Annotated in this window: 12 protein-coding genes; 8 read left to right on the forward strand and 4 right to left on the reverse strand. The window is 41.4% G+C overall.

What is annotated here, in order from left to right:
* Positions 1 to 33: 33 nt before the first annotated feature.
* Positions 34 to 324: a winged helix-turn-helix domain-containing protein gene (locus DWA30_RS12040; RefSeq protein WP_114492790.1), complete on the reverse strand. Its 291-nt coding sequence runs from the start codon at positions 322 to 324 to the stop codon at positions 34 to 36.
* Positions 324 to 929, reverse strand: a complete 606-nt coding sequence (locus tag DWA30_RS12045) for a hypothetical protein (protein ID WP_114492791.1) — start codon at positions 927 to 929, stop codon at positions 324 to 326. The genes DWA30_RS12040 and DWA30_RS12045 overlap by 1 nt, the downstream gene beginning before the upstream one ends.
* 509 nt (positions 930 to 1,438) lie before the next feature.
* Between DWA30_RS12045 and DWA30_RS12050 the strand changes: the two genes are divergently transcribed.
* Positions 1,439 to 1,798: a DUF1801 domain-containing protein gene (locus tag DWA30_RS12050; RefSeq protein WP_114492792.1), complete on the forward strand. Its 360-nt coding sequence runs from the start codon at positions 1,439 to 1,441 to the stop codon at positions 1,796 to 1,798.
* Here DWA30_RS12050 and kdsA read toward each other — a convergent pair.
* Positions 1,788 to 2,606 carry a 3-deoxy-8-phosphooctulonate synthase gene (gene kdsA / locus DWA30_RS12055; protein ID WP_114492793.1) on the reverse strand — a complete coding sequence of 273 codons (819 nt, stop codon included), beginning with the start codon at positions 2,604 to 2,606 and terminating at the stop codon, positions 1,788 to 1,790. The genes DWA30_RS12050 and kdsA overlap by 11 nt on opposite strands.
* Before the next feature lie 274 nt (positions 2,607 to 2,880).
* Between kdsA and typA the strand changes: the two genes are divergently transcribed.
* The 5 genes from typA (at position 2,881) to DWA30_RS12080 (ending at position 9,068) form a co-directional block, all read left to right on the forward strand.
* Positions 2,881 to 4,677: a translational GTPase TypA gene (gene typA / locus DWA30_RS12060; protein WP_114492794.1), complete on the forward strand. Its 1,797-nt coding sequence runs from the start codon at positions 2,881 to 2,883 to the stop codon at positions 4,675 to 4,677.
* 127 nt (positions 4,678 to 4,804) lie between these two features.
* Positions 4,805 to 5,806: a GNAT family N-acetyltransferase gene (locus DWA30_RS12065; protein WP_245933911.1), complete on the forward strand. Its 1,002-nt coding sequence runs from the start codon at positions 4,805 to 4,807 to the stop codon at positions 5,804 to 5,806.
* On the forward strand, positions 5,803 to 6,903 hold the full coding sequence (locus DWA30_RS12070; protein WP_114492795.1) for a DegT/DnrJ/EryC1/StrS family aminotransferase: 1,101 nt from the start codon (positions 5,803 to 5,805) through the stop codon (positions 6,901 to 6,903). The genes DWA30_RS12065 and DWA30_RS12070 overlap by 4 nt, the downstream gene beginning before the upstream one ends.
* Complete coding sequence (locus tag DWA30_RS12075) at positions 6,904 to 8,202, forward strand: O-antigen translocase (RefSeq protein WP_114492796.1); 1,299 nt, start codon at positions 6,904 to 6,906, stop codon at positions 8,200 to 8,202.
* A 35-nt stretch (positions 8,203 to 8,237) separates the two neighbouring features.
* Positions 8,238 to 9,068, forward strand: a complete 831-nt coding sequence (locus DWA30_RS12080; protein ID WP_114492797.1) for a phytanoyl-CoA dioxygenase family protein — start codon at positions 8,238 to 8,240, stop codon at positions 9,066 to 9,068.
* Here DWA30_RS12080 and DWA30_RS12085 read toward each other — a convergent pair.
* Positions 9,065 to 10,207, reverse strand: coding sequence for a glycosyltransferase (locus DWA30_RS12085; RefSeq protein ID WP_114492798.1), 1,143 nt, complete (start codon positions 10,205 to 10,207; stop codon positions 9,065 to 9,067). The two genes, DWA30_RS12080 and DWA30_RS12085, sit on opposite strands and share 4 nt — an antisense overlap.
* A gap of 229 nt (positions 10,208 to 10,436) precedes the next feature.
* Between DWA30_RS12085 and DWA30_RS12090 the strand changes: the two genes are divergently transcribed.
* Both DWA30_RS12090 and DWA30_RS12095 read left to right on the forward strand, forming a co-directional pair.
* Positions 10,437 to 11,510, forward strand: coding sequence for a glycosyltransferase (locus DWA30_RS12090; protein ID WP_136073199.1), 1,074 nt, complete (start codon positions 10,437 to 10,439; stop codon positions 11,508 to 11,510).
* A partial coding sequence (locus DWA30_RS12095) for a WxcM-like domain-containing protein (protein WP_210725406.1) occupies positions 11,503 to 11,726 on the forward strand: 224 nt, incomplete at its 3' end. The genes DWA30_RS12090 and DWA30_RS12095, both read left to right, overlap by 8 nt.

The following is an 11,726-nucleotide window of genomic DNA, read 5'->3' on the forward strand; positions in this document are numbered from 1 at the left end:
AAATAGGTCTATAGTGATAGGGTAGTAGTTTCCTTATTTTTTTATGAGTTTTTCCAGTGCTTGTATGTGTTTTGTAAATTCGGCCTTACCCACTTTTGTGGCACTGTAACTGGTATTAGGCTTGCGACCAATGAATTGTTTTTCAACGAGCACATATCCGGCCTGTTCCAAGGCTTTAATGTGGCTTGCTAAATTACCGTCGGTGACCTCCAGTAATTCCTTTAAGCGATTAAAGTCGGCCGAATCATTGACCACGAGTATCGACATGATCCCGAGTCGTATTCGGTGATCAAAGAGTTTATTAATGTTATCTATTATTCCCACTATATTTTTTTCTCCTGAAGGTACATCAAGCTTCCATAGATAATGTGCATTACGCCAAACCCGAAGATCCAAAACCAGAATCCGTAACCAGGGAGTGCCGCATTTATAAGTCCCGTAACTATTTCAATATATCCCAGATACTTTACATTTCCTATGGTGTATTTTGAAGCGTTTACGAGTGCTAGTCCGTAGAATATTAACATCAATGAAGCGGTGAGTCCATAGTGTTGGCTATTTAATTTTATTAAGATATAAATACCTCCGGTAACTAGCGGAATTAAAAAATTAAGCAGTAATCGTTGGGTAGTAATGTCCCAAATTTTTACACGGTGCTTTTTTGCCTTTCGTGTAGTAAGTAGCCATGCGGTAACTACGCTTAGTACAGCCACTCCAACTAAAAGCGCGATCAACATTTTAAAGTTCCAGCTATGGAGAACTACATATTCGCCCTTGGGCAATAGGAAGAAATAGGCGATCAAGGCGCCAATGATCGCATAGCTGCCTGCAAATATTCCTGAGAGTCCGCTTAAAGAGATAAATCGAGACGATCGATTCATAAGCTCTTTGATCTCACTAATGTCTTTTAGATAATCTTTTTCACTCATTTTAAAGTACTTTGAAAAACAAAGTAATATTATTCTTAGCAATATACAAAACCTTGTCTTGTTAATTTTATCTAAAAACAGGAAAAACCCTCTTTTAAAAAGGGGAAAAACCCTGTTGACTTCATAGCTTACTTTTTTGATCTTTACATCATACTACTAAGTGCTTGTAGATTAATTGGGGAGTTAATTAAAGCATCAAGTATAAAAGGGTCATCGTTACGATGGCCCTTTTTTTATTTAAAGTACTTGACAGAAATGAAAAAGAGGAAAAACCCTATGCTAATTTCAGGGGTTTACCTCTTGATTGCAGTTGCGGTTTATCGCATCTTTACAGTGCCTTTATTATTTAGGGAGTTAATAAAGCGATTATGTAAGGGGGTTGCTCGTAGTCGGGTGACCCTTCTTATTTTAGAAAGAATTTATTTGTTTTAGCCAACTATAGAGAATAGGAGCCCTGCTAGGTAGACTTAGCAGGGCTTTTATGTACAATGATTTTGTATTTTGCAACTATGAAGCCAGCTGAAAAATATATAGTAGATCAACCGGAACCATTTAGGTCAATGTTGCTTCAATCGCAAGTATTGGTGGAGCATACACTTCCTCAATCGACGTTGCAATTCAAATGGAGTCTTCCTATGTACTTTGTTGGTAAAGCCCCTATCTGCTATTTTAATGTAACCAAAGGTTATTTCGATCTTTGTTTTTGGGTTCGCGAGCCATGGAAAGTGCACTTAGATATACTTGTTTCTGAAAATCGGAAATTTGTGAAATCGCTACGCTATTATCATCCAGATGAAATAAATGCCAACCACGTTATAGCATGTATAGAGGAAGCGTTTAGAACTCGTAAACCCGGATTTACAGCGTAACGATGGTTTGTCGAATCGCGACCAGATCGGTTAACAGTTTTTCCAGTTTCGACAGGTCTAGCATATTAGCACCGTCACTTTTGGCGTTGGCAGGATCGAAATGTGTTTCTATAAACAAACCATCTACGCCCACAGCGATCCCTGCACGGGCAATGGTCGAGATCATATCCGGTCGTCCGCCGGTGACCCCTACGCTTTGGTTGGGTTGTTGCAAACTATGGGTCACATCTAAGACCGTTGGTGCATATTGTTGCATGGTTGGAATACCTCTAAAATCAACGATCATATCTTGATAGCCAAACATGGTGCCTCGATCGGTAACCATAACTTGCTCGTTGTTACAATCGGTTACTTTGGTGACGGCGTGTTGCATGCTCTCCGGACTCATAAATTGTCCTTTTTTTAAGTTGACCACCTTTCCTGTTTCGGCGGCGGCGACCACCAATTCGGTTTGGCGTACTAAGAATGCCGGAATTTGAAGCACGTCTACATATTCGGCTGCCATGGCAGCGTCGCTACTTTCGTGTATATCGGTCACGGTAGGTACATCGAAGGTCTCTGAAACCTTGCGAAGGATTTGCAGCGCCTTTTTATCTCCAATTCCGGTGAAACTGTCGATGCGACTGCGATTGGCTTTTCTAAAACTACCTTTGAACACATAGGGGATTTGAAGTTTTTGTGTGATCTCCACCACTTTCTCGGCAATTCGCAATGCCATATCTTCACCTTCGATGGCACAAGGACCTGCTAATAGGAAGAAGTTGTTGCTGTTGGTGTGTTTTAACTTCGGAATGCGTTCTAGTTTCATAGTATGAATTTAGGGCAAAGATACGCTTTTGACAGCAAAAAAACAGCCTACCGTCATTCATGAAATTTACGAGCGAGTTGCGTTAGCGACCTGCCTGCCGGCAGGCAGGTAGTAGCGGCATTCTCTTGCTGGCGCGGTTTCAAGCCCGGAAGAGATATAGGCGATAGCGCGACCCGCCGCAGGTGGGGAACGCCCAAAAAATTATAATAGCTGTATATGGTGGTAATTGATTAATAAACACTACTTTTGCGCCGCCTTAAAATAGAGCACAACTATGACTATTAAAAACATAGCAATTATCGCACACGTTGACCACGGTAAAACGACCTTGGTAGATAAGATCATGCATCATTGTAGTTTATTTCGTGAGAACGAAAATACCGGAGAGCTTATTCTCGACAACAATGACCTAGAGCGTGAGCGCGGCATTACCATTACCTCTAAGAATGTTTCGGTGGTGTACAAGGATACGAAGATCAATATTATAGATACGCCCGGTCACGCCGATTTTGGTGGAGAAGTAGAGCGGGTATTGAACATGGCAGACGGCGTATTACTTTTGGTAGATGCCTTTGAAGGGCCCATGCCACAAACGCGTTTTGTACTGCAAAAAGCCATCGACCTAGGGTTGAAACCTTGTGTGGTGGTAAATAAAGTAGACAAGGAGAATTGTACTCCCGATGAGGTACACGAGGCTGTTTTCGACCTTATGTTCGAATTGGGTGCCGAAGAATGGCAGTTAGACTTTCCGGCCGTATATGGTTCGGCAAAGAACAATTGGATGAGCGATGACTGGCAGAATGAAACCGATTCTATCGAACCTTTGTTAGACATGGTATTGGAGCACATTCCATCGCCTAAGATCGAAGAAGGCAGTACGCAGCTCTTAATCACTTCGTTGGACTATTCTTCGTTCACCGGACGAATCGCCATTGGAAGACTACAGCGTGGTACACTAAAAGAGAACATGCAAGTGTCCTTGGTAAAGCGTGATGGTACCATCATGAAATCTCGTATTAAAGAATTACACACTTTTGAAGGGTTAGGGCGACTTAAAGTTACCGAAGCCCAAGCAGGAGACATCGTTGCCTTGGTTGGTTTAGAAGGATTTGAAATTGGTGATACGGTTGCCGATCTCGAGAATCCGGAGGCTCTAAAGACCATTGCAATAGACGAACCTACGATGAGTATGTTGTTTACGATCAACGATTCTCCTTTCTTCGGAAAAGATGGGAAGTTCGTAACCTCAAGACACATCAAAGAACGTTTAGAACGCGAATTGGAAAAGAACTTAGCGCTTCGAGTAGAACCAACAGACAGCGCCGATAAATTTATGGTGTTTGGTCGTGGGGTATTACACCTTTCGGTTTTGATCGAGACCATGCGTCGCGAAGGTTACGAGTTGCAAATCGGTCAGCCACAAGTGATCATCAAAGAGATCGATGGTGTAAAATGTGAGCCGGTAGAGGAGCTTACCATCGATTTGCCTGAGAACGTTAGTGGACGTGCCATCGATATGGTGACCCTTCGAAAAGGAGAAATGTTGAGTATGGAAGGGAAAGGAGAACGAATGATCTGTCGATTTAACATTCCGTCGCGAGGTATTATTGGGTTGCGTAATCAATTATTGACCGCTACGGCAGGTGAAGCGATCATGACACACCGATTCTTAGAATACCAACCGTTAAAAGGTGGTATCCCTGAGCGATTGAACGGAAGTTTGGTATCTATGGAAAATGGATCGGCCATTCCTTACTCAATTGATAAATTACAGGATAGAGGTAGGTTCTTTGTACATCCTAATGAGGATATTTACGAAGGACAGGTTATTGGTGAGAATTCGCGTCAAGATGATATGACCGTAAACATTACCAAGACCAAAAAATTGTCTAACGTACGTTCGTCGGGTGCCGACGATAAGGCCAAGATCGTTCCTGCGATCAAATTCTCGTTGGAAGAAGCATTAGAATACATACAAAAAGATGAGTATGTTGAGGTAACTCCAAATCACTTACGACTGCGTAAAATCTACTTAAAAGAAGTGGACCGTAAACGCAACAAGATCGTTTAAGTTACCGTAATTATAAAAATAGGAAAGGCCGAAACATTGTTTCGGCCTTTTGCATTGGTAGCCGTATGCAATATGATTTAAAAATAGTAGTTTTACGCTACGAATACCAACCAACGCGTACAACTGTTTGAAACGAACACCTAACAAATCGGAAGCCACTTATAAGGCAATTCGCTATACCGCCAATCACAAAGACGAATGGGATGCCTTTGTGGCTACGGCCAAGAACGCTACCTTTTTATTTCAGCGCGATTTTATGGACTATCATAGCGATCGGTTCGAGGATCATTCGGTGATGGTGTATAAGGATGACGCCTTGTATGCCGTACTACCGGCCAATATTCGTAATGATGCACTTTATTCGCACCAAGGGCTTACCTATGGAAGTTTTGTACTACAAGAAAAGGCCAAACTGTTATATGCATTGGAAGCGTTTAAGACGATGCTTCAGTTTCTCTCTGAAAACAAAATTACTAGCCTTGAGATCAAGGTGATCCCAACCTTTTATAATAAACTTCCGGCAGACGAATTAGTGTACTTTTTGTACAAAGCGGAAGCCCAGCTCATTAAACGAGATGTGCTAATGGTGATCGATTACGATCACCAGTTGCGCTTTCAAAAGAATAGAAGAGAGGGGATCAACAAAGCAAAACGCAATGGATTAACGGTTAGGGTAGATTCTAACTTTGAAGGATTTTGGAATGAGATCTTGATCCCAAACCTCAATAAGAAGCACGGTATTGATCCGGTACATAGTTTGGATGAGATCAAAATGCTCGCGAAGCGATTTCCGAAGCAAATACAGCAAGTAAATGTATATAAAGGTGATACATTGGTGGCCGGGACCACTGTTTTTTTAACCCATACGACCATTCACCCACAATACGTTTCTGGGAATGTAGATAAGAATAGCTTCGGAAGTTTAGACCTGGCTTACGACTTTATTATAAATCACTTTAAAGAGGACAAACGTTACTTCGATTTTAATATCTCGAGTGAAGAAGACGGCAAGGTTTTGAATACCGGTTTGATCTTTTGGAAAGAGAGTTGTGGTGCGCGTGCTTTTACTGCAGACAACTATTTAATAGAAACAGCATCTTACAATAAACTTAGCTTGCAACTTAAATGATATCATTTTTAGACCTTCATGCCGTTAATGCTCGATTTGAAAGCGATTTCAAGCGGGTGTTCAAATCGTTCTTAGATTCGGGTCATTATATCCTCGGAAAGGAACTCGAAGCGTTTGAAGCTGAGTTCGCTGCGTATTGTGGCGTAAATCATGCAGTTGGTGTTGCCAACGGATTGGAAGCGTTGCGTTTGATACTAGAAGGCTATAAAGAACTAGGAAACTTATCTGAAGGCGATGCGGTGCTGGTAGCTTCAAACACGTATATCGCTACCATACTCGCAATCAAACAAGCAGGGATGACCCCGGTGTTGGTAGAGGCCGATGCCACTACCTATAATTTTGATCTTGAGGCATTGGAACAAGCGATCACTCAGCAATGTATGGCTATAATGCCGGTTCATTTATACGGTCAGTTGGCTTCGATGAGCGCTTTGACAGCATTGGCCAAGAGGCATAATTTAGTGGTGATCGAAGATGCTGCACAAGCACATGGAGCGGAAGATACGAGTGGAAAACGTGCCGGAAACCTAGGGGATGCCGCCGGGTTTAGTTTTTATCCGACAAAGAATCTAGGTGCCTTAGGTGACGGTGGAATGGTAACCACGAACAACAAGGCGCTTGCAACTGTGGTGCGTAAACTCAGAAATTACGGAGCCTCTTCAAAATACGTGAATGAACTGTTGGGTTACAACTCGCGACTGGATGAACTTCAGGCAGCGCTCTTACGGTGTAAGTTACCGAGTTTGGATGCTGATAATGAAAGACGACGTACTATCGCTAAGCGGTATCTTTCCGAAGTAAGCAATAAAAAGATCACATTGCCAACGTATCATGGCGATCTGGCACATGTGTTTCATTTATTTGTGGTGCGCGTGCAAGACCGGGAAGACTTTATGCACTATCTCAATAAACACGAAATTGGTTCTTTAATTCATTACCCTATAGCGCCCCATCAACAGCAGGCACTTTCAGAATTTAATCATTTACAATTCCCGGTGGCTGAACAAATTCATGCGCAGGTAGTGAGTATACCTATGAGTCCGGTATTAAGCGATGAAGAAGTGAGTGAGGTTATTTCAACTTTAAACGACTACTAATTGAAACTACCCCGATTTATACGAACCAATCTGTTGCTTAAGATCACTTCCCTTAATGCAGTAGTGATAAGCGTTCGTTTAGTGATCTCTCTTTTTGTACAACGATTGCTCGCCGAGATCGTGGGAGAGGCAGGTATTTATAAAATTGGGCAATTGCGAAGTTTAACCCAGTTGCTTACTTCCTTTACTTCTTTAGGTGTGTTTAACGGGATCGTTAAATATGTTGCCGAATATAAAGAGGACAAGGAGCAATTACAGAAGTTGTTCTCTACTACTTTTGTATTTACAGTAGTAGGAACGGTCGTATCGGGAACGGCCCTGTTCCTGTTCGCTCCTTTTATTAGCGAATACCTATTTGGAGCAGAAACCTATACCTACCTCATTCGATTGTTAGCAGTTATCGTGCCCTTTATAAGTGTACAGCGTGTGTTTAACGGTGTGGTGAACGGACTCTCACAATACAAGCAGTTTGCCAAGATAGAATTGCTCAGCTATATTCTTAGTGTTACGCTAACGGTTGTGTTCTTGTTGCAATACGATCTTGATGGTGCATTGGTAGCCATCGCATTAACGCCGGTAGTACAAGTAAGTGTGATGCTCTTTCTGTTTGTACGAGTGTTGCGCGAATATGTACAATTTAAAAAATTAAGTTTTGCCACACCCTTGGCCAAAAGTTTGTTGGCGTTTTCACTTATGTCGTTCGTTTCTTCTATTCTATTGAATTACGTAGAGATCGATATTCGATCGATGTTGGCCGATCAGCTTTCGGAGGAGGATGCCGGAATTTGGACGGCGATGACCTTTATTTCGAAGAATTACATGGTATTTTCGGGCGCGATCTTTACATTGTATGTGATCCCCAAATTCGCCAGTATTCATGATCGCTCGGATTTTAACAAAGAATTGCTGTCTATTTATAAGACCTTATTACCCATATTTGGAATAGGAATGATCGTGGTGTATCTGTTTCGGGATCTAGTGATCGAGATCATCTATCCCGGGTTTACCGAGATGTCGCAATTGTTCAAATGGCAACTCATGGGGGATTTTATTCGGTTGGCATCGCTCGTACTTGCACATCAATTCTTGGCAAAGAAAATGGTACGAAATTTTATCTTTACTGAGGTGATGTCACTTGCCTTGTTTTACAGCTTTGCCTATTATTTTACAGATCAGTATGGGGTTGAAGGCGTGGTGATGGCACACTTTGTACGTTATATAATTTATTTCTTGGTAGTCTTCTTTTTGGTGTATCGCTATTTCAGAAAACAACGAAAGAAAGAAGATATAGAAACCTAAGCAAAAAAGGATCTTTTAAAAATGTTAGTCCGATTATGAACACTAAAGAATGTAAGCTTTTTATAGATAATGAACCGTTTCGCTTTAAGGTAGAAGGTGATTTTTTCTGGGGTGCCGGGGAAGCCTTGTACGAAGCCGAAAATAATATTATCTCGAAAGTGCCATGGACTCAGGATGGATATAAGGTAGTTGATGCGTTTACTTCGGAAGAATTTAAACGTTTTAAAGAATCGGTTCGGCAAAACATAATGAAGGCCATGAGCTCGAATGCGATCGATTTCGAGCCCGATACTTTTGAATTAGAATCCTATCATAAAGTAGTTACCACCAATGAAGCGCACTTAAGTGTCATTAACCAAACCAGAAATTTGACCAATGCTGATCTAGATTTCGATATCGATTCGTTGGCCGAACGATTTGGGAAGGTGTTGGGATATCGATTGACCAGTTGGATAGAGGAATTACAAAAAACACACATACAAATTCGAATAAGTAGACCGAGTACGCTTGATATTAATCCACCGCATCGCGATGGCTACTTAAGCTATTGGAAAGACATCATAAACGTATGGGCGCCAATTGCAGGTTGTAACGACAAAACGTCGTTGCCGGTGGTTCCCGGGAGTCATTTATTTCCGGAAAAAGAGATCTTACGTACCGAAAGCCAAGGAGCGAAGATCAACGGGAACACCTATTTTGTGCCTTGTATCTTAAAAACTGCCGATGGTGATCTACACATGATCCGCCCTAACCCGTCACCCGGTCAAGCGATTTTGTTTACGCCATTTCTTATTCACGGTGCAGCAGTGAACCGTAGTGATGTAACTCGAGTAAGCATCGAGTTGCGCTTTCCAAAAATAGATTAAATAACGCTAGTCCATTTTTCGAAATACTGTTTGGCCACCGAAAGGTGATCGTGATGTTCTTCGATAAATTGGCGTGCATTCTTTGAGATGAGTTGAATCTTTTCGGGTTGTTCTATAAGCATCGCTAATTTTTCGGCGATCTTTTCAGCTTCGGGCAATGCGTTAATGGCCACAGTGTCGGCTTCAAGACCGTAATAGTCTAACCATTCTTGTTCGGCACCGGTAAAAACAACCTTTCCTTTTGCCATGCCTTCCAATGCATTAAATCCTTGATCGTACGCAAATACTTGATCGAGCAAAATATGTGCTTGGTCGTACGCCTTAATATATTCGTCATAAGGCACGCTACGCACTGTAATGATCTTTACACGAGCTTGGTATTGCTTCTCAATAAGCGCTAAGGCTTCTTCAAACAGATAGTTTCCTTTTTTAAAATAATTTTCAGTATTGATACCGTGAAAAATGACAATGGTATCGGTATTCGGAAGCGATATATAATCAATTTCCTTAAGGTCGATAGGGTTGGGGACCATGCCAAGGTACTTTTTATTTCCTTGCAACGGAATGTGATAGTCGAGGTCTGATGCGATTATTCCGCTCAAGTTTTTATAAATGAAGTTGTGTAACTTAGTATAGCCCGGACTTAAATATTTGGTGATCGCCGCGTAATCCTTTTTATTTCCTTTATTCTGAAAGTATGGTGTTAATATTGAATATCTCGCTTTGCGGGCGTAAGAATAGGAAACACTTATATGGTCTGTTCCGCAGGAAAGCAAAAACACATTCGTATTATGCCTAAAGATAAAGTCCAACAGTTCCTCCTCGATCTTGGGTACGCAGTAGAATGGATTCTCACTAATTAGCTGAACAATGTCATTGTTTTGGAACACTTCTTTCTTTTTATAGAATTGTCTTCGTACCGATTGTGAAACAAGGTCTACCTTGAACACTTTGTAGATCACACGCTTCATAAAATTGGGAAATCCGGAACCAAACGGCAGCCTAAAATTAACGTCTCCACTTCTTTTTTTAAATCCGTCGCCCATACTTACTACGGTCACTTCATGGCCTAAGGTCACAAGCCCTTTTTTTAAGGTCTTATGTGAGGAATTATATTCTCCAACAAGTAAGATTTTCATGACAAGTGCCGATTTATAGGGTAAGTGATCATCCTTTATGCAAAGTACGCATATTTAAGATTTCAAAACACACCTCATTTATAAAAATAACGGTCAATCTTGGCTTGGTCTAAATATTTAAATGAACCATGCGCTTGTAAATAAAGCACAGCTTCGTTCGTGAGTATCAGGATCTTTTTATATTTGTGTAGTCCCCTAAAACTAAAACCTCTTGAGCCAAAGCAAGCATTTGAAGATTTGTATTCTCACCATTTCGTTGGCAAAAGGGGGCGCCGAACGCTCTACGGCATTGCTTTCCAAAATGTTGGATGCACAAGGATTTGAGGTGCACATCGTCACCCTAACCGATGCGATCGATTATGCGTATTCGGGAACCCTTTTTAACTTGGGAATATTCAAAACGGAAGACAATTCGGTTGTTGGCAGATTGCAACGCTTCAAAAAATTAAGGCGGTACTTGCGCTCACAGCAATTCGATTATGTGATCGATAATCGCAATAGGCGCAATTATTTAAAAGAGTTGTATTACCTAACCTATGTGTTCAAAGGAGTTAAAGTGATCTATGTGGCGCGAAGTTTTAAGTTAGACGAATACTTTCCGAAGCAGGATTGGGTAGCCAAAAAAATGATCGAGAAAGCGTCGCATATTGTTGGTGTTTCAAAAGCAATAGCTTCAGAGATCAATTCAAGATACCATACCAAGAAGGCGACCACAATTTATAATCCGGCCGAAGCGTTACAAGGTACCGAGACGCCTTCCGAAGCGAAACAGCCGTATATTCTGTTTATGGGTCGCTTGGTAGAAAAAGTGAAGAACTTTTCCTTGTTACTGGAAGGCTATAAACAATCGACGCTTCCAACCCGATCTATCGCTTTGTTTATCTTAGGTGATGGCCCGGATAAAGAATGGCTTCAGAAAAAAATAGAGGAAATGCAATTGCAGGACAGCGTTAAACTTGTCGCATTCACGCCAGTAGTTGGAAACTACGTGAAAAATGCACTATTTTTAGTGCTTACGAGTCGGTACGAAGGATTTCCAAGAGTGTTGATCGAGGCGCTTTCGGTAGGGACACCGGTGGTTTCAGTAAATTGCAAGAGTGGTCCAGATGAGATTATTACACACGAACACAACGGACTTCTACTAGAAAATCATGATAGTTCACGACTTTCAAAAGCACTAGATCGTATGATTGAAGATAACGCGCTGTATGCGCGCGTAAAAAATAATGCAGTAGGTAGCATAGAACATTTAAAAATTGATGAAATTGCATCCCAATGGGCAACACTCTTACGAAATGAATAAAACTTCCTTATTAGATAGTATCCAATTAATCGATATTCCGAAGATCGTAGCCTCCGATGGTAGAGGAAATCTATCGGTGATCGAAAAAGAATTACTTCCTTACGATATAAAGCGTGTTTATTATTTGTACGATGTGCCTAGCGATAGCATTCGCGGCGGTCATGCGCATATTGAGTTACGTCAATTCCTAATTGCGTTGAGCGGAAGTTTTGATGT

It is taken from the genome of Candidatus Ulvibacter alkanivorans, from assembly GCF_003333325.1.
GTDB classification, from domain to species: domain Bacteria; phylum Bacteroidota; class Bacteroidia; order Flavobacteriales; family Flavobacteriaceae; genus Ulvibacter_A; species Ulvibacter_A alkanivorans.